Source organism: Rhizorhabdus sp. GW822-FHT03C02, assembly GCF_058801765.1.
Genome location: NZ_JBXANN010000002.1, coordinates 288,220 through 306,987 on the forward strand (window position 1 = coordinate 288,220; position 18,768 = coordinate 306,987).

Consider the following 18,768-nt stretch of genomic DNA (forward strand, 5'->3'; position numbering starts at 1 on the left):
ATTGCTGGTCATCAGGTGCCAACGTTCAAACATTCGTCATCCCGGCGGAGGCCGGGATCTCAGGAGGTCAGCGCGCGCGTTATCCTCACGAGATCCCGGCCTCCGCCGGGATGACGATTTGTTGGGGCGGTATCTTAGGCAAACCCATGGCACGACATCGGATTTGGAGTCAGGCCGCGGCGAAAATGGTGACCTTCGAGACCCGGCGCGCAGCGTGCTTCATGCACGTGAGCACCGGAAGCGAAGAAGGGCGCCATTTGCAGCCCGGCCTGATCCAAATCCTCAGCCAACGGCGTGATTTGTCCAGCGCGAGGGGCTATGCCCCGCCACCCCGCTCGCCTCGCGCTTGGCGCGGCGCATCGCCTCGTCGGCTTGCGCCAGCAGCGGGTCGAGATCGGCGCCCTGCTGGGTCGCATAGGCATAGCCGACGGTGACCGGGATATCGATCATGTTGCCGGCGACCCAATAGCTCTTCTCGATCGTCGCCGCGATCTGGCGCGCGAGCAGGTCGATCTCGCGCGGCAGCGTGACCCCGCTCTGGACGATCAGGAAATCGTCGGCGGCGAGCCGGACCGCGAAGCTGTCGCCGCGGACGATCCGGTTGAGCCGTTCGGCGACCGCCTTGAGCACCGCGTCGCCGACCTGCTGGCCATAGCCTTCGTTGACCGGCTTGAAGCGGTTGAGGTCGAGCCGGTGGATCGCGATCAGGTCGCCGCCCTGGGCGGTGCCGGCGAACTGCTCGAATCGCTCGCGCAGGCTCAGCCGGTTGGGCAGCCCGGTCAGTTCGTCATGCCGCGCCAACGTCGCCAGCAGCCGGTGCATCGAAATCTGCTTCGAGGTCGCGCGGTAGCGGCGGATCATGCTTTCGATCCCGCCGATCAGGAACAGGATCGAGATCGCGCCGACCCCCCAATTGGGCACGCCCGGCATCGTCAGGCTCACCAGGATCGTCGGCACCAGCGCGACCAGCACGCTCGGGATCGAGATCCAGGGGCGCAGCGAGATGCCGGTGGCGACGCCGGCGGCATAGCCATAGATCAGCGCGACCAGCAGGATATGCGCCGAAGGCGAGGCGATCGCGAAGGCGCGCGCCGAAAACAGCCCGAACATCACCGCGAAGCCGAGATAGGCGATCGCATAGCGTTGCTCGATGCGGCGGGCCTCGGCGGCCTTGATCGGCGCCGACAGCGCCGGGCGGCGATAGCCGAGCAGGACGGCGATGCGCACCGCCGAGGCGAACAGGCCGAGGGCGTAGAGCCAGGCCAGCGGCTGGTCGGCGCTGACCCGGATCAGATAATAGCCCGCCGCGGCGAAGTTGAGCGTCATGATGATCGTCGGGATCACCGGTACGAACAGCGACCGCACCAGCTCGATATAGGTGCCCTCGGGCAGGTTGCGGCCCAGTGCGTCCTCGTCGCGGCCCAGCGCGTCGCCGACGGCGGTGACGGCCACAGGCACGGAAGACGGAGACGCGGCCATCGAGATTTCCTGATCAGACATGGCGCCACATGCGCCAACCTACGCTCACGGATATGCGACCCGCACGAGGCTCGCCGACCACCCCCCGATCGCCCGGCCCTTCTAAAAACCCTATATTTCAGATATCTACCAAATTGTAAAAAAGTTTGACCTGCGCAAAATATTTGCGGTCATTACCTAATCCGATCGTCGGCATCGGCGGCGGGAAAGCGGCTCAGGCCGCCCAGCGGATCGCTTCGGGCCGCGCCATCGGCGCATCGGTCCGCTCGATCCTGCGGATCGCGCCGGTGGCGTCATAGGCGAAGGTGTAGATGCCGCGGCGGATGCGCACCTGCATCGGCGACCAGGCGATCAGCCCGTCGTCGGCGGCGACGGTGGCGAGCACCGCGCCGTGCCGATCATAGACGCTAATATTGCCACCTGACTGCTCGACCCGCTCGATCATGGTTTTACTCCCTTATTGTCAGGGAGCATTAGGCTAGTACTCTCGCGGAATCCGTGATCATCCTCACGGTCGGCAGTTGGTGGAACTCACCGATGATCGCTGCACCTCAGACTGATCCCATTATCGCGGCCTGGGCGCGCAGCTTAACGGAGCGTTGATTCCGTTGGCGGTAACGGTGACCAATCTGTGGAAGGGGTTTGAATCCTGGATGACAGCCTCGACCTGCGAGTCCGGCTTCGAAAAATAGGTCGCGCCTTCTGCAGCGCAAGGCAGGAAACCGGCCGTTTCGAACGACCGTTTGAGTTGGTCGATCTTCTCTTCTCCATCGCCGTCCGCCCAGAACATGATCCGGTCGAACCACGGCTCTCCGTCTGGCGTGCCGAGGACCGAAAAATCGACATCAGCAACAAGGCCCTTCACACCCAGCAATGAGATGCCTCGATGGCGGCAGCGTTCGCCCAAAGGGCTATTCTTCGGGTTGCATTCGGTGAAACCCACACGATCGGCGAGGCGGCGGTTACCCGAGAGAGGCAGGCCTTCAAAATACACGACGGGGAGGCGCGACCGGGCAAAATGCGCGACCGGCTTCGCCAGCGGCGCCGGCTTATCGCCATTGGTGAAAATCAGCGCGGCGCCGAGAGCGGCAATAGCGCTGAGACATACAGCCCCACCGATCGCACGATATCGGCATGATAACCAGCTTGATGCGTATCGCGAATGTTTCAACCCACCGCCGCCCTCTGCCGATAACTCAACGCCTCGGCCACGTGCACCCGCCCGACGCCGTCCACCCCCGCCAGATCGGCAATCGTCCGCGCCACCCGCAGCATATGTGTATAGGTGAGCAACCAGCTTCAGATCGCAGGATCGTTTGAAATGCGCGGCCGCACCGCCAGAAACCAGAACAGCCCAGCTGTCACCGCCGCGGCAACCGCACTCACCCCCGCGATTAGAAATCCAAAAGCGCTAAATAGCATCTCAACCAAAGATGCTCCAGCAAATGGGCTATTATCACCAACGCCAACGGGCGGTGGTACTGGTTCGAATAACGCAACGGCGAAAACAATCAACCATACCGAAAACACCGCGACGGTCTGGTATGCTCCCATGCCAGTTATACACTGTCGTCGCAGCAAGAAGTCGGCGGGAAGTCCCACGAGCGCCATGATGCCATAGCTCCCCGCAAAAGCGATGGTCAGGCTGATAAGCATGTCGCTCACGCCCAGGCTTGGCTTCACGATCACCAGGCAGGTTATAAGAAATATAGGAAGCGGCGCCAGCAGGAACCCGCGAGCGGCGCTTTTGAAATGAGCCACCATCTCTCCCTCAACTCACTAGGGGACGGCGTCTGTAGCTTAACGCCTCCGCCACATGAATGCGTATGACCTGCTCAGAACCGGCCAAATCTGCTATTGTTCTACTCGTCCTGAGCACCCGGTGATAGCCGCGCGCGGACAGTCGCATCGCTTCCGCGGCCTGCGCCAACAGCTTGCGTCCGGCCTCGTCGGGCGTCGCGACCGCGGCGAGAAGGTCGCCATCGGCCTCGGCATTGGTGCGTACGCCCCGGCCGGCATAGCGCTCGGTCTGGATGGTGCGCGCGGCGGCGACCCGGGCGGCGACCTCGGCCGATCCTTCGGCGGGCGGTGGCAATACGAGGTCGGCGGCGCTGACCGCGGCGACGTCGATATGGAGGTCGATCCGGTCGAGCAGCGGCCCCGACACCTTGGTCTGATAGTCGGTCGCGCATTTCGGCGCGCGCGAGCAGGCGAGGCCGGCGTCGCCGAGATGGCCGCAGCGGCACGGATTCATCGCCGCGATCAGCTGGACCCGCGCCGGGAAGGTGACATGCGCGTTGGCGCGCGCCACCGAGACCTTGCCGGTCTCGAGCGGCTGACGCAGCGAATCGAGCACGCCGCGCTGGAATTCGGGCAGTTCGTCGAGGAACAGCACGCCCAGATGGGCGAGGCTGACCTCGCCCGGGCGCACCTTGAGTCCGCCGCCGACCAGCGCCGCCATCGACGCCGAGTGGTGCGGCGCGCGGAACGGCCGCGCCCGGCGCAGCGCCCCGTCCTGCAACTCGCCCGCGACCGAGGCGACCATCGACACTTCGAGCGCCTCGGCCGGGGTCAGCTCGGGCAATATGCCCGGCAGGCATGACGCGAGCAGCGACTTGCCCGCACCGGGCGGACCGCACATCAACAGATTATGCGCGCCGGCCGCGGCGATCTCGAGCGCGCGCTTGGCGATCTCCTGACCCTTGACCTGTTTGAGGTCGGCCATCCGCGGCGGCAGCTCGACCGATCCGGGGCGCGGGGTGGGGAGCAGCGATCCGCCCTTGAAATGGCCGATCAGCTGGAGAAGATCGGGGGCGGCGATCACTTCGACCGTGCCCGCCCAGGCGGCCTCAGGCCCCTGCGCGACCGGGCAGACCAGGCCGAGCCCGCGCTCCGACGCGTGGAGCGCGGCGAGCAGCACCCCGGGCGAGGGCGCGGTGCGGCCGTCGAGGCCGAGTTCGCCGACCACCAGATAGCCGGCGAGGGTCTCGGCATCGATCACCCCCATCGCCCCGAGCAGCCCGAGCGCGATCGGCAGGTCGTAATGCGATCCTTCCTTGGGCAGGTCGGCTGGCGAAAGATTGACGGTGATCCGCTTGGGCGGCAGCGCCAGCCCGATCGCCGAGATCGCCGCGCGCACCCGTTCGCGGCTTTCGGCGATCGCCTTGTCGGGCAGGCCGACGACGACGAAGGCGGGCAGCCCAGGCGCCACATGCACCTGCACCTCGACCGCGCGCGCCTCCAACCCCAGAAACGCCACCGTCGCGACGTGCGCCACCATTCACCGTCCCCCGATGTTCCCGGCCTGTTCTAACGCGGGGGATGGCGATGTCGAGAGGTGGCGAGCGGGGTGCCAGCATCTGGCGCGGGCGATTCCGGGCGCTGAGACAGAACGCCGAAGGGGTTGTGCTGGACGGACTTGGGATGGATCGCGAACAACTCCGCCGATATGGCGAGAGGATGAGCGAGATATATGAGACGAAGATCGGCCTCCGGTTCTTCGGCGATGACCTTGATCCCGACGAGATTAGCGCGCGCCTCGGTCGAGCGCCTTCGGTCGGGGTTAGGAAGGGCGCTAAATGGACCACCAAACTGGGGGCGGAAAAAGTCGCCCGCACCGGATCGTGGCGGCTCGCCGCTGGCGGTCGCCGGCCCGGCGACCTCGATGGCCAGATTGCCCAACTTCTCGAATCGCTCAGCGATGATCTGTCGATTTGGGAGAATCTGGCCGGGCGCTTCAAGGCCGACCTTTTTCTGCGGCATTTTCATGCACGAGGGCAATGAGGGCATAAGCCTGTCGACAAATTCGATGCAGGACTTGGGTGCACGCCGACTCAAGATCGACTTCGATATCTATGGCGCGAGAGCTTAGACTGGGTCCTGGCCTCTCAGGCAGATGCGTCGGGGCGTCTCCGTTTCAGTGTCCGCGCGACGCAATTCGCTCGGCAGACGTTCAGGCGCCCGACGGTCGGCGTTCGCTTTGCGCGCCGCCATGCCAGAAGCGGTGGAGGATCAGCGCGATCCGCCGCTCATGCTCGCCGAGCCGCTCGGCAAGCAGTTGCCGCCGGCCGCCGACCGTCTGGGCGATCCGCGCCTTCACGCTGCGCGCGCGGGCGCGCTCGTCTTCGAGTTCGTGGATCAGCAGTTCGGTTTCGGTCATCACATGTTCCTTCGCTGTCGCATCAACGCACGCAGCTCGGGAAGGTTCGACGGCGGCGAATCTATTCCGCGCCGCCCAGATACATAAGCAGCGCGAAGAACAGGCTTGAGGTGATCGTGGTGAAGGTCAGCAGCAGCGCTAGCCGCCACAGCGCGCCGGCCGTGCCGAGCTGATAGGCGCCCTTCAGCTGCCGGTACATATGCACCGGCGGCACCAGCCCGAACGCGGTCCACAGCATCCATTGCGGCACCCCGGCATAGAAGAGCGCCGCGAGCAGGGTCGCGAACAGCAGCATGAACGACAGCGAGTAGGTCGCGAAGATCGCATGGTCGTAGAGCCCGACGTCGCGGCGCAGCGGGAACAGCAGCCAGATGAACGGTACCGAGATCGGGATCAGCGCCCAGCTATATTTATAGGCATAGGTCTTGACCTTGTAGGCGAACAGGCCGGGGTTATCCTTGACGTGCTTCACGCTCTTTTCGAAGCTCGACCCGCTTTTGGCCTCGGCGGCCTTCGCCTTGGTCTCCTTGGCGAGATCGACGTTCAGCGCCTTGGCGGCGGCGGCGATCCGCGCCAGTTCGGCGCCGGCCTTGTCGCGGCGGGCAGTGGCGTCGGCGCGATCGGTGACGTCATCCGACTCCGAGGCGTCGACCGGCCGTGCCAGCCGCTTGTCGGCCCTGGCGAGCCGCTCGGCTTGATATTGATATTCGCTGACCAGCGCCTCGCGCGGGTCCGAGCGGTCGAGGCCGCCGCCGAAGCTCCAATTCTCGGCGAGCGAGGCGGCGACCGCGAACATCAGGAAAACCGAGAACAGGAACAGCGCCATCGGCGACATGAACTTGGCGCGCTCACCCTGCGCGTAGCGGCGGGTGAGCTCGCCGGGCCGGGTGGCGAGCAGCGGCAGCGTGTTCCAGGTCTTGCCCTCGAAATGGAAGACCCCGTGCAAGATATCATGGCCCAGCGCGCCGATCGTCCGGTGGACATGGCCATGCTGGCCGCAGTCGGCGCAGAAATGGCCGGTCAGCGCCGCACCGCAATTGGCGCAGGCGTCGCTCGGATCATGGCCGTCGCCACCTTTCGGCGTGCCCCGGCCATGGGCGTGCGCGCCTTCGACCTCGCGGGCGATGATGCCGCCGGTCGCCGCCATGCCCAGGCCATCGATCGCGTCGTTCACGTCTGCTATTCCCCCTTCGTGCGTCGCATCATGCCAATCCTGCGCGGCGCCGTCGAGGATGATCAGGGCCGGCGGATCGGCGGGCGATGGTTGACTCCCGTGGCCGATTTGCCTAAGCGCCGCCTTCGTCAGTGGCCGCCGCCCGTTCGGTGGCCTTTTTACGTTTAGAATTTGAGGCAATTTCGATGAAGCGCACTTTCCAGCCGAGCAACCTGGTCCGCAAGCGGCGCCACGGCTTCCGTTCGCGCAGCGCCACCGTGGGTGGCCGCAAGGTTCTTGCCGCTCGCCGTTCGCGCGGCCGCAACAAGCTGTCTGCCTGAACCGATGTCCTACGCGGTGCTGTCGCGCCGCGCGGATTTTCTGGCCGCCAACCAGGGCAGGCGCGCCCCGATGCCGGGGTTCGTCCTGCTCGTGCGGCCGCGCGGGGACGATGATCCCGTCATGCGCCTGGGCCTGACCGTCACCAAGAAGATCGGCAACGCCGTCGTGCGCAACCGCATGAAACGGCGTTTTCGTGCGCTTGCGCATGAGCTGATGGGCGATCATGGCGTGGCGGGGGCCGATCATGTGATCATCGGCCGGGCCGGCGGCATCGAGCGCGATTTCGACGATCTGCGCCGGCAACTGGTCAAGGCGCTCGGCAGGATTGCCAGCGGCGGCGGCGCCCCGGCGGATCGCGGCGCCCGCGCATCGTCATGATCGCCCGGCTGCTGATCCTCGTCGCCCGTGCCTGGCAGTTGGGGCCATCGCTGATCCTGCCGCCGACCTGTCGTTACGTCCCTTCTTGTTCGGCCTATACGATACAGGCCCTGACGCGCTATGGCGCGCTCAAGGGCGGGTGGCTGTCCGTTCGCCGCATCTGTCGGTGCCACCCTTGGGGTGGCTCGGGCCATGATCCAGTTCCGTGACCAAGCCCATGATACCGGGGAGTTTTTGTGGATAACCAGCGTAATCTGATCCTCGCGATCGTCTTGTCTGCGATCGTGTTGTTCGGCTGGACTGCTCTGAGCGACCGATTCTTTCCGGTCGCCAAGCCCCCCGTCACCCGGATCGCGGGCGGCAAGGAAACCGTCGTCGCCGATCCGGCGGCCGGGCCGGTGCTGCAGACCCCCGGCACGATCCGCGACCGCGCGGTCGTGATGAAGGAGACGCCGCGGATCGCGATCGACACGCCGAAGCTCGCGGGCTCGATCAACCTCAAGGGCGCGCGGATCGACGATCTGGTGCTCAAGACCTACAAGGAAACGATCGCCAGGGATTCGGCGCCGATCCGGCTGCTGTCGCCGGCCGGCACCACCGACGCCTATTTCGCGGGCTTCGGCTGGACCGGCGACGGCGTCGATGCCCCCGGCCCGAACAGCCAGTGGACCGCCGACGCGACGGTGCTGACCCCGGCCAAGCCGGTGACGCTGAGCTGGAGCAATGTCCGCGGCCAGCGCTTCCAGACCGTGATCGCGGTCGATGCCGACTTCATGTTCACGATCACCCAGAAGCTGGCCAATACCGGCACCGGCGCGGTCGCCGCCCGGCCTTATGGTCTGGTGTCGCGCGACGGCGTGTCGAAGGACGTGTCGAGCTGGACCAACCACACCGGTCCGATCGGGGTGTTCGACGGCAGCGCCAACTACAAGATCGATTTCAAGACCCTCGACGAATCGGGCAAGGCGGGCAACCGCTTCGCGACGACCGGCGGCTGGCTGGGATTCGGCGACAAATATTGGCTGACCGCGCTGATCCCGGATCCGGCGGCGACGATCGACGCCGGCTTCCTGTCGCCCTCGGCCAAGGTCTACCAGGCGGTCCAGACCGGCAAGCCGGTGGTGATCGCGCCGGGCAAGACCGCTTCGGTCACCCAGCATTTCTTCGCCGGCGCCAAGGAGGTCAAGCTCCTCGACCATTATGAAAAGTCGCTCGGCATCGTCCATTTCGACCATGCGATCGACTGGGGCTGGTTCTACTGGTTCGAACGGCCGATCTTCTGGGTGCTCGACCAGATTTTCAAGCTCGTCGGCAATTTCGGCGTGTCGATCATCCTGCTGACCTTCGTGATCCGCGGCCTGATGTTCCCGATCGCGCAGAAGCAGTTCCGCTCGATGGCCGGCATGCGCGTTGTCCAGCCGAAGATGAAGGAACTGCAGGAACGGCATAAGGACGACAAGCCGCGCCTCCAGCAGGAGATGCTCAAGCTGTACCAGGAGGAGAAGGTCAATCCGCTCGCCGGCTGCCTTCCGATCGTGATCCAGATCCCGGTCTTCTATGCGCTCTACAAGGTGCTGATGCTGACGATCGAGATGCGGCACCAGCCGTTCATCCTGTGGATCCGCGATCTCTCCGCGCCCGATCCGCTCCACATCCTCAACCTGTTCGGGCTGCTCAACTTCACCCCGCCGGCGTTCCTCGGCATCGGCGTGCTGGCGCTGCTGCTCGGCATCTCGATGTTCCTGCAGTTCCGCCTGAACCCGACCCCGATGGACGATTCGCAGAAGCAGATCTTCGCGCTGATGCCGTGGATCATGATGTTCGTGATGGCGCCGTTCGCGGCCGGGCTGCTGGTCTACTGGATCACCTCGAACTTCCTGACGATCGCCCAGCAGGCCTATCTCTACAGCCGCCACCCCGGCATGAAGGTCGCGCCCGCCGCGGTCCCGGCCAAGAAGTGAGTGCCAGCGCGTGCCAGAACTGACTGACGGCCCCGCTCCCGGGATCGATCCCGACGACGCCAATCCTTATGCGGACTGGATCGAGCCCGCGCGCAAGCTGTTCGCGGGGCCGATCACCTTCCTGAAGTCGGCGCCCAGCCTCAACTTCCTGCCCGATCCGACCGTGCCCGAAATCGCCTTCGCCGGCCGGTCGAACGTCGGCAAGTCGTCGCTGCTCAACGCGCTGACCAACCGGAACGGCCTCGCGCGCACCTCGAACACCCCGGGGCGCACCCAGGAACTCAACTTCTTCGACGTCGGCGGCAGCGAAGAGGAACCGCCGGCGATCCGGCTGGTCGACATGCCGGGCTATGGTTTCGCCAAGGCGCCCAAGGATATCGTCAAGAAATGGCGCTTCCTGGTGAACGACTATCTGCGCGGGCGGGTGGTGCTCAAGCGCGCGCTGGTGCTGATCGACAGCCGCCACGGCGTGAAGGAGGTCGACCAGGAGGTGATGGAGATGCTCGACAAGGCAGCCGTCACCTATCATCTCGTCCTGACCAAGGCCGACAAGATCAAGGCGAGCGAACTCGACGCGGTGATCGAGAGCACGTCCGCGGTGGCCCGCAAGCATGTCGCCGCGCATCCGGCGCTGCTGGTGACGTCGAGCGAGAAGGGCATGGGCATCGCCGAACTGCGCGCCGCGATCCTCGAGGCGGTTCAATAGCCGACCTTATCAGCTGACAAGCCCAACCGGGCTTGTCTCGCGACCTGCCCGCGCTATGCCGCCCTTTACAGCTATCGAATGCACATGTCGGGATGTCGACCGTGCCGCTGTCGATCCTCCCTGCGCGTAGCGTGGGGAGGGGGACCATCCGCAGGATGGTGGAGGGGTTTTCCGCGCTGTCGACGTTGCGCAGACCCCTCCACCGCTGCGCGGTCCCCCTCCCCATCTGCGATGGGGAGGATCTGCAGGACGCGACCCGATGCGTGAATCCGGTGGTCTTCATCAGGGAGGCACGACATGACCCTCAGGCTCTATATCGGCAACAAGGTCTACAGCAGCTGGTCGATGCGCGGCTGGCTCGCGGTCAAGCAGTCGGGGCTGCCGTTCGAGGAGCATGTCGCCTCGCTCTACGGCGACGCCTGGGACGATACCCGGCAGCAGCCCGAATTCGCGCCGTCGAACGGCAAGGTGCCGATCCTGTGGGACGGCGACGCCGCGGTCTGGGAGAGCCTGGCGATCGTCGACTATCTCGCCGACAAGGTCGGGCTCGATCGTTTCTGGCCGACCGATCCCGCGGCGCGCGCCTTCGCCCGCTCGATCGCCTCCGAGATGCACGCCGGCTATCAGGCGCTGCGCCAGCAGCACACGATGAACATCCGCCATGTCTATCCGCCCGAGCCGCTGACCCCCGAGGTCGCCGCCGACGTTCAGCGGATCACCTCGCTGTGGGACGAGGCGCGCACCCGCTACGGCCAGGGCGGCGATTATCTGTTCGGCGCGTTCGGCGCCGCCGACATCATGTTCGCGCCGGTCGTCACCCGCTTCCGCACTTACTCGATCGCGCTCCCCTCGGTCGCCGCCGACTATTGCGCGGCGGTGCAGGCACATCCCTTCGTCGTCGAATGGACCGCTGGTGCCGCGGGCGAGAACTGGGTGATCGACAAGTTCGAGCGCGAAGCGGAAAAGGCGGTCTGAGGTCGTTTCCGACGCTCAACTCCTCATCGTCACACCAGCGAAGGCTGGTGCCGATGTCCCTGTCCACAAACGGCATCGCTTGACGTCTTAGACATAGGCACGCTGGTGCGACGGTGTAACTCAATAGGCCGTCCCGTCCTTGCGCCAATAGCGCCCCTCGGCATCGATATAGACGTCGATGTCGGGATAATGGCACGGCGTATCGCCGGCGACGCCGATCGCCAGAAGCACACAGTCGGCGTCGCTCTCGTTGATCAGCTGGTGGCCATTGCCGTCGTTTTTCGGGAAAGCCGCACAGTCGCCCGGCCCCATCGGGGTGCGGCCTTGATCGTCGATCAGCACCGCATGGCCCGATAGGATCACGCAGAACTCGTCCTCGCCCTCGTGCCAGTGGCGCTGCGACGAGGCGGCGCCGGGCTGGAGCACGACATGGCTGATCCCGAAATCGCTCAGGCCGCCCGCCGTCGCCAGCCGGCGATACCAGCGCCCCTGCACGGCCGCGTCATAGGGCGCCGGATAGCCGGTGCGGTTGGTCGGCGCGATCGCGTCGATGTCGATCTTCGGCATGGCTTCCCCTTTGCAAGCGGCGGCGGCGAGGGTAGGCGGGCGCGATGAGCGGCACAATCGACCCCGTAGACCTCACCCGGCGCCTGATCGCCTGTCCCAGCGTCACCCCGGCCGATGCCGGGGCGATGGCGGTGATCGCGGATGCGTTGACCGGTATCGGCTTCGAGGTCCACCGCTTTGCCGCCGGCGGACCGCCCGACGGCCCGATCGAGAATCTGTTCGCGGTGCGCGGGCAGGGCGGCCGCCATTTCGCCTTTGCCGGGCATAGCGACGTGGTGCCGCCGGGCGCCGGCTGGGGCGGCGATCCGTTCGAGGGGCAGATCCGCGGCGAGCTGCTCTATGGCCGCGGTGCGGTCGACATGAAGGGGGCGATCGGCGCGTTCATCGCGGCGGCGGCGCGGGTGCGCGACCATGACGGCACCCTCAGCCTGATCATCACCGGCGACGAGGAAGGGCCGGCGACCCACGGCACCGTCGCGCTGATCGACTGGATGGCCGAACGCGGCATCCGCCCCGATCTGTGCCTGGTCGGCGAACCGACCTCGTCGCAGCGCCTGGGCGATATGATCAAGATCGGCCGGCGCGGATCGGTCAACATCTGGATCGACAATCCCGGCACCCAAGGCCATGTCGCCTATCCGCATCTCGCCGACAATCCGGTCCCCGCATTGATCGCCGCACTGAACGCGCTGGCGGGGCTGAAGCTCGACGACGGCAATGCCTGGTTCCAGCCGTCGAACCTCGAGATCACCACGGTCGACGTCGCCAACCCCGCGACCAACCTGATCCCGGGCAGCGCCTCGGCGCGGATCAACATCCGCTTCAACGACGAATATTCGGGCGCGACGCTGGTCGACATGGTCCGCGCGGTCGTCGCCGACCATGCCCCGAACGCGACGGTGCGCGCCACGATCTCGGGGGAGAGCTTCATCACCCCGCCCGGCGAGCTGTCGGCGCTGGTCGCCTCGGCGATCACCGGAGTCACCGGGGTCGTCCCTGAATTCTCGACAACCGGCGGCACCTCCGACGCACGCTTCCTGTCGCGCATCTGTCCGGTGGTCGAATTCGGCCTGTGCAACGCGACGATGCACAAGCTCGACGAGGCGGTCGCGATCCCCGACCTCCACGCGCTCACCGATATCTATGCGGCGATCATCGAGACCGCGCTCAACTGAGCTTCAGTTGCGCAGCGCGACCGCGGCGCCCGCGCTGAACATCCCGCCGGCGCCGAGCACCAGGCTGGTGCGGACATTGTCGACCTGCGCGGCGGCGCGGCCCTGGAGCTGGCGGACCGCCTCGAGCAGCGCGAACATGCCGTACATTCCGGTGTGGGCGTAGAGCAGTCCGCCGCCGTTGGTGTTCATCGGCAGTCGCCCGCCCGGGCCGGTCGCGCCGCTGCGGATGAAGTCGACCGCCTCGCCGCGGCCGACGAAGCCGATATCCTCGAGCCCGTAGAGCGGCACATGCGCGAAGGCGTCGTAGATCATCAGATGGTCGACATCGCTATGCGTCCAGCCGGCGCCGCGCATCGCCTCGGCCGATGCGTCGCGAAACGCACGGAAGCTGGTGAGATCCTCCATGAACACGGGGCCCGGCCCCTCGCAGGACTCGCCCGATCCGACGATCGCCACTGGCCGGTGGCGCAGGTCGAGATCGGCGGCGCGTTCGCGCGAGGTCAGCACCAGCGCGCCGCCGCCGTCGTTGACCGGGCAGCATGCGAGCCGGTGGAACGGCCAGGCGATCAGCGGCGATGCCTGGACGTCGGCGACGCTGAGCAAATCGGGCCGGGTCGCGCGCGGATTGCGGTTCGCCCAGCGCGACTGCGCGACCGGCACCTCGGCGAGGTCGGCGGGATCGAGGCCATATTTGTGGAGATAGGCCATCACCGGCAAGGTGAAGTTCGAAAAGGCGCCGAACACCCCATAAGGCAGCTCGAACTGCCCGGTCATGCTCGCCGCATCCCGGGCCCAGCCCGGCGCGCCGACCCGCGAGCGGCCGGATTCGCCATGGGCGATCACCACCACCTCGGCCTGGCCCGCCTGGATCGCCGCGACCGCATGGCGGACATGGAGCATATAGGAACAGCCGCCGACCATCGTCCCGTCGAGCCAGCGCGGCCGCGCGCCCAGCGTGAAGGCCAGGTCGACCACCGGCAGCGTGCCGGCGATGCCGTCGACATCGGCGATCGTCAGCCCCGCCTCCGCCAGCGCGGCGAGCGCGGGTTCGATCGCGAGCGCCATCGCCGACTGGTCGGGGATCACCCCCAGCCGGGCCGATTCGGCGGCGCCGACGATGACGACCTCCTTCATGCGCCGATCACCCGGAACTGCGGCAGCGCGATGCCGTCCTCGGTCTCGAAGGTCAGCTCCAGCGCGGCGCCGATCGTCAGCGCGGCGGGATCGGGCGGCGACCCCGGCAGGTTGGTCATCATCCGCACCCCCTCCTCGAGCTCGGCGAGCGCGATGATATAGGGCAGCTTGTCCTCATACCCCGGCGCCGGTCGGTGCGAGATCACGAACGAGGCGAGCCGCGCCCGGCCGCTCGCGCGCTGCCAGTCGACCGCACCGCCGGTGAAGGGCGAAAAGGCGCGCGGCGGGAAGAAGACGCGTGCCGTGTCGACGCAGCGTGGTAGCCACAGCTCGTGCGCCATCGCCTTCTCCCAGAAGAAGGCGGTCTCGGGGGTCGGCTCGGGTGATAGCCTGGCCATATCGTTATCCCCTGCGAAGCCCGTGCAGTGCGCAATCTGCGGGAGGGCGCGCGCGAAGTCGACCGCTGTGCGCCACGCACGCATAGTGATCGCCGCAGCGAATGTCGAAAGGGTCGGTCTCGCTGGGTTGCGCAGGGCTTGCGCGCGAAAGGCGCAAGAAAACCGGTGTGGAGGTTGCGTCCCCGATGCTGCTGGTTATAAGGCGACCCCGGATGCGGGCGTGGTGGAACTGGTAGACGCGCCGGACTCAAAATCCGGTTCCGCAAGGAGTGTCGGTTCGATTCCGACCGCCCGCACCACTCTTCATCCTTGCAGCATAAGAGCGTGTCGACGCCTTTAGGGGCCTCGCTGGAGCGACAGCGCGACGCGTATTCAGCGCGGCGAAGGCTTGATGGTGGGTGATCGCAGCTCGATCTCGCCTTTGCTGATCTCGACCGAGTGCGGATAGGGCAGTTCGATGCCTTCGCGGTCGAAGGCTTCCTTGACCAGCTTGAGCATGTCGGACCGATAGCGCTTGTGATCGGCCTTCTTCACCCAGACCCTGGCCGAGAGATTGACCGCGAAGTCGCCGAGGCTGACGACGCCGAACCACGGCTCCAAATTGGTCAGCGCGCGGGTATCGCCCAGCATGACCGATTCGAGCACGCCGAGCGCCTTGTCGATATCGTCTTCATAGCCGATCCCGAACGGCAGGACGCAGCAGCGGTTGCCGCTCGTGGTGAAGTTGGTGATCGGGTTCGAGATCGCCTGGCCGTTCGGAATCAGGACGCGCCTGTTTTCGGAGGTCCTGATTTCGGTGAAGAACAGATCGAGATCGGTGACGGTGCCTTCCTTGCCGTTCAATTCGACGAAGTCGCCGATGTGATAAGGCCGGATCAGCGCGATCATGATGCCCGAGGCGACGTTGCTCAGCGTGCCCTGCAGTGCCAGGCCGATGGCCAGCGCGCTGGCACCGAGGATAGCGACCAGGCTGGCGGTCTGCACGCCGAACATCTGCAACACGACCACCAGTACGATGGCGATGATCGCATAGCGTATCGCGCGCGCCAGGAACGTCCCGAGGGTCGTGTCGATGCGCGGATTCTTCTGCGCCTGGACCTTGGCGAATTTCGACAGGAAGAAGGCCAGCCATATGCCGACGATCAGGACGGCGGCAGCGGATGCGATGCGCACACCCCAAACGAGCATCAGGTCGGTCACATGTGTACTCATCGGCGGTCAACGCCACAGCCGGTTTTTGGGTCCGCATGGCCGGGCGGTGCCGATGCCTTAAGATGGAGCAGAGCGCGGATGCCTCGTTCCGCATTCGTTGTGATGTAATACTTTTTGGTATATCTGGGATCGCATCGAAAGAGGAACTGTGCATGGCGCGCAACACGTCCGTGACGATCGGCGACCACTTCGCCGGCTTCATCAGCGAGCAGGTGCAGACAGGGCGTTATGGTTCGGCAAGCGACGTCGTGCGGGCAGGGCTGCGTCTGCTGGAAGAGCATGAAGCCAAGGTCCGGGCGCTGCAGGATGCGCTGATCGCTGGAGAGCAGTCCGGGGATCCGCGTCCTTTCGATAGCGACGCATTCCTGACCCGGATGCGCTCGAAATATGCATCCCCGCATGACGACTAGGGGCTACCGGCTTTCGCCGCTGGCCGAAGTCGATCTGGAGGAAATCTGGTTATACACGCTGAAACACTGGTCGCTGGACCAAGCCGATAGCTATCATCACGATCTGGTCGCGGCGTTCGAGGCGCTGGCCTCCGGTGAGAAGCGGGGCAGGACGGTCGATATTCGGCCCGGTTATTTCAAGCATCCCGCCGGCGCGCATATGATCTATTTTCGCGACGATGGCGACTGGGGCGAGGTTATCCGCATCCTGCACAACAAGCGCGATGTCGAACGGCACCTGTAAGACCATGGTGTCGGGGTGTCGGAGCGGGATGTTGGATCCCTCAGCGGCCCGCCGCCAGGATCATCGCCGCGCCCTTTTCTGCGATCATCATCGTCGGCGCGTTGGTGTTGCCCGACGTGATCCGCGGCATCACCGAGGCGTCGATCACCCGCAACCCGGCCAGCCCATGCACCCGCAGCTCCGGATCGACGACCGCGCGGGGGCCGGTGCCCATCGCGGCGGTGCCGACCGGGTGGAAGATGCTGGTCGAGATCTGGCCGACCGCCTCGGCGATCGCCGCGTCGCTGTCGATCTCGGGGCCGGGGCGGAATTCGATCGGGCGGTAGCCGGCGAGCGCGGGCTGGGCGACGATCGCGCGGGTGATCTTCACCGCCTCGATCGCGACCCGCATATCTTCGGGATCGGACAGATAATGCGGCTGGATTCGCGGCGGCTCGGCGCGGTCGGGCGAGGCGATCCACACGCTGCCGCGGCTCTGCGGGCGCAGGTTGCACACGCTCGCGGTGAAGGCGGGGAAGGGGTCGAGCGCACCGCCGAACGCCGCGAGGCTCAGCGGCTGGACATGATATTCGAGATTGGCGGTCGCGAAGCGCTCGTGCGAGCGCACGAACAGGCCGAGCTGGCTCGGCGCCATTGCCATCGGTCCCGACCGGCGCAGCAGATATTCGAGGCCGATCAGCCCCTTGCCGATCATCGTCGCCGCGCGAATGTTGAGCGTCGACACCTTCTCGACCTGGTAGGCGCAGCGTATCTGCAGATGGTCCTGCAAATTCTCGCCGACCCCCGGCAGATGGTGGACCGGGTCGACGCCGAGCGCGCGCAGCCGGTCGCCGTCGCCGATTCCCGATCGCTGGAGGATCGCCGGCGATCCGATCGCGCCGCTCGCCAGCAGCGTTTCGCCCCGCGCCCGCGCCACGAACTGACGGCCCTCGGCGACGAACGCGACCCCGGTGACCCGGCCCTGTTCGACCGTCAGATGGTCGACCAGCGCGCCGGTCTTGATTCGCAGATTGGCGCGTTTGGCGACCGGGCGCAGAAAGGCGTCGGCGGCGCTCCAGCGGCGCCCGCGGCGCTGGGTGACCTCGAAATAGCCCGATCCCTCATTGTCGCCGGCGTTGAAGTCGTGGATTTCGGGGACGCCATATTGGCTGGCGGCGGCGCGGAACGCCTCGAGCAGTTCCCAGCGCAGCCGCTGCTTCTCGACCCGGATCTCGCCGCCGGCGCCATGCACCGGGCCGGGACCCGCGACATGATCCTCGGCGCGCATGAAATAGGGCAGGACATCGTCCCAGCCCCAGCCGACATTGCCCGCCTGGCGCCAGCCGTCATAATCGGCCGCCTGGCCGCGCATATAGATCATGCCGTTGATCGACGAACTGCCGCCGATCACCCGACCGCGCGGATAGCTGAGTTCGCGCGCATTGAGATGGGGTTCGGGCGCGGTCTTGAAGCACCAGTCGGTGCGCGGATTGCCCATGCAGTAGAGATAGCCGACCGGCACCTTGATCCAGATATAGTCGTCCTTGCCGCCGGCCTCGAGCAGCAGCACCCGGTTGCGCGGGTCGGCGCTCAGACGGTTGGCGAGCACGCAGCCGGCGCTGCCGCCACCGACGACGATATAGTCGTAATCGCCGAAATCGTCCCAGCCGTGCATCATCCGCCTCCCGAACCCAGATCCCTAATCAAGCCTGCCGGGGCCGTCCATCGCCACGGGGCATGCGGCGTGAAGCATCGCTTGCCTGATGATATGGCCGCGCTATAGCTGGGCCATGGTTCCCTTTTCGTTCTGCTCGCTCGAACTGGTGGCGCTGGCCGAGGGGGCGGCGTTCGCGCCCGCTCATGGCGCGCTGCTGCTCGCCGATCTCCACCTCGAAAAGGCATCGAGCTATGCGGCGCGCGGACAGATGCTGCCGCCCTATGATTCGATCGAGACGCTGCGGCGGATCGAGGCATTGGTGGCGAAGACCGGAGCGCGGACGATCTATTGCCTCGGTGACAGTTTTCACGACCGCGGCGGGGTTGCCCGGCTCGAGGATGGCGCACGCGCGCTGCTGCTGCGGCTGACCGCGGCGGTCGACTGGGTGTGGATCGTCGGCAACCATGACCGCGAGATCGGCGACCCGTTCGGTGGTCGGGTCGCTGGCGAGGTCGATCTGGGCGGGGTGACGCTGCGGCACGAGGCCGATGCCGCCGATCCGCGGCCCGAGATTTCGGGCCATTATCACCCCAAGCTGCAACTGACGGTGCGGGGCCGACGGGTATCGCGACCCTGTTTCGTCGCCGGCCGCTCGAAGCTGATCCTGCCGGCGTTCGGTACGCTCACCGGCGGAATGGACGCCGCCGATCCGGCGATCCTGAAGGCGGTCGGCCGCGACGCGCGCGCGCTGGTGCCGGTCGAACAGCGTCTGCTCAACTTTCCGCTCGCGGCGTAATTGA

23 protein-coding genes, 1 tRNA gene and 1 pseudogene are annotated in these 18,768 nt (G+C 66.2%); 12 read left to right on the forward strand and 13 right to left on the reverse strand.

The window, feature by feature from the left end; genetic code table 11:
* Positions 1-282: 282 nt before the first annotated feature.
* The 6 genes and pseudogenes from AC1RM6_RS08420 to AC1RM6_RS08445 form a co-directional block, all read right to left on the reverse strand.
* On the reverse strand, positions 283-1,479 hold the full coding sequence (locus tag AC1RM6_RS08420; RefSeq protein WP_493100056.1) for a diguanylate cyclase domain-containing protein: 1,197 nt from the start codon (positions 1,477-1,479) through the stop codon (positions 283-285).
* Between the two features lie 214 nt (positions 1,480-1,693).
* Positions 1,694-1,924: a hypothetical protein gene (locus AC1RM6_RS08425; protein WP_493100057.1), complete on the reverse strand. Its 231-nt coding sequence runs from the start codon at positions 1,922-1,924 to the stop codon at positions 1,694-1,696.
* 120 nt (positions 1,925-2,044) lie between these two features.
* A complete protein-coding gene (locus AC1RM6_RS08430) occupies positions 2,045-2,650 on the reverse strand; it encodes a hypothetical protein (protein ID WP_493100059.1) in 606 nt (201 codons plus the stop codon).
* Positions 2,647-2,763 (reverse strand): annotated as a pseudogene (locus AC1RM6_RS08435) (magnesium chelatase subunit ChlI family protein); the annotation flags it as partial. The gene AC1RM6_RS08430 and the pseudogene AC1RM6_RS08435, both read right to left, overlap by 4 nt.
* A 15-nt stretch (positions 2,764-2,778) precedes the next feature.
* The gene (locus tag AC1RM6_RS08440; protein ID WP_493100061.1) at positions 2,779-3,243 is read right to left on the reverse strand and encodes a hypothetical protein; all 465 of its coding nucleotides are present in this window, start codon (positions 3,241-3,243) and stop codon (positions 2,779-2,781) included.
* Positions 3,244-3,250: 7 nt separating this feature from the next.
* Positions 3,251-4,759, reverse strand: a complete 1,509-nt coding sequence (locus tag AC1RM6_RS08445; protein ID WP_493100063.1) for a YifB family Mg chelatase-like AAA ATPase — start codon at positions 4,757-4,759, stop codon at positions 3,251-3,253.
* 179 nt (positions 4,760-4,938) lie between these two features.
* Here AC1RM6_RS08445 and AC1RM6_RS08450 point away from each other — a divergent pair, with 179 nt between their 5' ends.
* Positions 4,939-5,262 carry a DUF4279 domain-containing protein gene (locus tag AC1RM6_RS08450; protein ID WP_493100065.1) on the forward strand — a complete coding sequence of 108 codons (324 nt, stop codon included), beginning with the start codon at positions 4,939-4,941 and terminating at the stop codon, positions 5,260-5,262.
* 169 nt (positions 5,263-5,431) lie between these two features.
* Here the strand turns inward: AC1RM6_RS08450 and AC1RM6_RS08455 are convergent, their stop codons facing one another.
* On the reverse strand, positions 5,432-5,638 hold the full coding sequence (locus AC1RM6_RS08455) for a hypothetical protein (RefSeq protein ID WP_493100067.1): 207 nt from the start codon (positions 5,636-5,638) through the stop codon (positions 5,432-5,434).
* Positions 5,639-5,699: 61 nt separating this feature from the next.
* Positions 5,700-6,812 carry a DUF3667 domain-containing protein gene (locus AC1RM6_RS08460; protein ID WP_493100069.1) on the reverse strand — a complete coding sequence of 371 codons (1,113 nt, stop codon included), beginning with the start codon at positions 6,810-6,812 and terminating at the stop codon, positions 5,700-5,702.
* Between the two features lie 185 nt (positions 6,813-6,997).
* Here AC1RM6_RS08460 and rpmH point away from each other — a divergent pair, with 185 nt between their 5' ends.
* The 6 genes from rpmH to AC1RM6_RS08490 all read left to right on the forward strand — a co-directional run bounded on the left by rpmH (position 6,998) and on the right by AC1RM6_RS08490 (position 11,153).
* Positions 6,998-7,132 (forward strand): 50S ribosomal protein L34, encoded by a 135-nt coding sequence (gene rpmH, locus AC1RM6_RS08465; protein ID WP_493100071.1) that lies wholly within the window; start codon positions 6,998-7,000, stop codon positions 7,130-7,132.
* Between the two features lie 4 nt (positions 7,133-7,136).
* Complete coding sequence (gene rnpA, locus AC1RM6_RS08470) at positions 7,137-7,511, forward strand: ribonuclease P protein component (protein WP_493100072.1); 375 nt, start codon at positions 7,137-7,139, stop codon at positions 7,509-7,511.
* On the forward strand, positions 7,508-7,720 hold the full coding sequence (yidD, locus tag AC1RM6_RS08475) for a membrane protein insertion efficiency factor YidD (protein WP_493100074.1): 213 nt from the start codon (positions 7,508-7,510) through the stop codon (positions 7,718-7,720). Before rnpA ends, yidD begins: the two co-directional genes overlap by 4 nt.
* A 27-nt stretch (positions 7,721-7,747) precedes the next feature.
* Entirely contained in the window at positions 7,748-9,472 is a 1,725-nt protein-coding gene (yidC, locus tag AC1RM6_RS08480) for a membrane protein insertase YidC (RefSeq protein WP_493100075.1), read from the forward strand.
* Positions 9,473-9,491: 19 nt separating this feature from the next.
* Complete coding sequence (yihA, locus tag AC1RM6_RS08485) at positions 9,492-10,178, forward strand: ribosome biogenesis GTP-binding protein YihA/YsxC (protein WP_493100605.1); 687 nt, start codon at positions 9,492-9,494, stop codon at positions 10,176-10,178.
* A 297-nt stretch (positions 10,179-10,475) separates the two neighbouring features.
* A complete protein-coding gene (locus AC1RM6_RS08490; protein ID WP_493100077.1) occupies positions 10,476-11,153 on the forward strand; it encodes a glutathione S-transferase family protein in 678 nt (225 codons plus the stop codon).
* Between the two features lie 120 nt (positions 11,154-11,273).
* On the opposite strand, the gene AC1RM6_RS08495 is transcribed toward AC1RM6_RS08490, so the two are convergent.
* Entirely contained in the window at positions 11,274-11,720 is a 447-nt protein-coding gene (locus AC1RM6_RS08495) for a cupin domain-containing protein (RefSeq protein ID WP_493100079.1), read from the reverse strand.
* 44 nt (positions 11,721-11,764) lie between these two features.
* Here AC1RM6_RS08495 and dapE point away from each other — a divergent pair, with 44 nt between their 5' ends.
* Positions 11,765-12,895, forward strand: a complete 1,131-nt coding sequence (gene dapE / locus AC1RM6_RS08500) for a succinyl-diaminopimelate desuccinylase (protein ID WP_493100081.1) — start codon at positions 11,765-11,767, stop codon at positions 12,893-12,895.
* Between the two features lie 3 nt (positions 12,896-12,898).
* Here dapE and AC1RM6_RS08505 read toward each other — a convergent pair whose 3' ends face one another.
* Both AC1RM6_RS08505 and AC1RM6_RS08510 read right to left on the reverse strand, forming a co-directional pair.
* The gene (locus AC1RM6_RS08505) at positions 12,899-14,029 is read right to left on the reverse strand and encodes a thiolase C-terminal domain-containing protein (protein ID WP_493100083.1); all 1,131 of its coding nucleotides are present in this window, start codon (positions 14,027-14,029) and stop codon (positions 12,899-12,901) included.
* Entirely contained in the window at positions 14,026-14,427 is a 402-nt protein-coding gene (locus AC1RM6_RS08510) for a Zn-ribbon domain-containing OB-fold protein (RefSeq protein ID WP_493100085.1), read from the reverse strand. The genes AC1RM6_RS08505 and AC1RM6_RS08510 overlap by 4 nt, the downstream gene beginning before the upstream one ends.
* Before the next feature lie 214 nt (positions 14,428-14,641).
* Between AC1RM6_RS08510 and AC1RM6_RS08515 the strand changes: the two genes are divergently transcribed.
* Positions 14,642-14,726 (forward strand) — tRNA-Leu (locus AC1RM6_RS08515).
* Between the two features lie 73 nt (positions 14,727-14,799).
* Here AC1RM6_RS08515 and AC1RM6_RS08520 read toward each other — a convergent pair.
* On the reverse strand, positions 14,800-15,627 hold the full coding sequence (locus AC1RM6_RS08520; RefSeq protein WP_493100087.1) for a mechanosensitive ion channel family protein: 828 nt from the start codon (positions 15,625-15,627) through the stop codon (positions 14,800-14,802).
* A 164-nt stretch (positions 15,628-15,791) separates the two neighbouring features.
* Between AC1RM6_RS08520 and AC1RM6_RS08525 the strand changes: the two genes are divergently transcribed.
* Together AC1RM6_RS08525 and AC1RM6_RS08530 are read left to right on the forward strand one after the other, a co-directional pair.
* Positions 15,792-16,049 carry a type II toxin-antitoxin system ParD family antitoxin gene (locus AC1RM6_RS08525; protein WP_493100089.1) on the forward strand — a complete coding sequence of 86 codons (258 nt, stop codon included), beginning with the start codon at positions 15,792-15,794 and terminating at the stop codon, positions 16,047-16,049.
* On the forward strand, positions 16,039-16,332 hold the full coding sequence (locus AC1RM6_RS08530) for a type II toxin-antitoxin system RelE/ParE family toxin (protein ID WP_493100091.1): 294 nt from the start codon (positions 16,039-16,041) through the stop codon (positions 16,330-16,332). The genes AC1RM6_RS08525 and AC1RM6_RS08530 overlap by 11 nt, the downstream gene beginning before the upstream one ends.
* 40 nt (positions 16,333-16,372) lie before the next feature.
* Here the strand turns inward: AC1RM6_RS08530 and AC1RM6_RS08535 are convergent, their stop codons facing one another.
* Complete coding sequence (locus tag AC1RM6_RS08535; RefSeq protein WP_493100093.1) at positions 16,373-17,986, reverse strand: GMC family oxidoreductase; 1,614 nt, start codon at positions 17,984-17,986, stop codon at positions 16,373-16,375.
* 115 nt (positions 17,987-18,101) lie between these two features.
* Here AC1RM6_RS08535 and pdeM point away from each other — a divergent pair, with 115 nt between their 5' ends.
* Complete coding sequence (pdeM, locus tag AC1RM6_RS08540; protein WP_493100095.1) at positions 18,102-18,764, forward strand: ligase-associated DNA damage response endonuclease PdeM; 663 nt, start codon at positions 18,102-18,104, stop codon at positions 18,762-18,764.
* Positions 18,765-18,768: the final 4 nt, after the last annotated feature.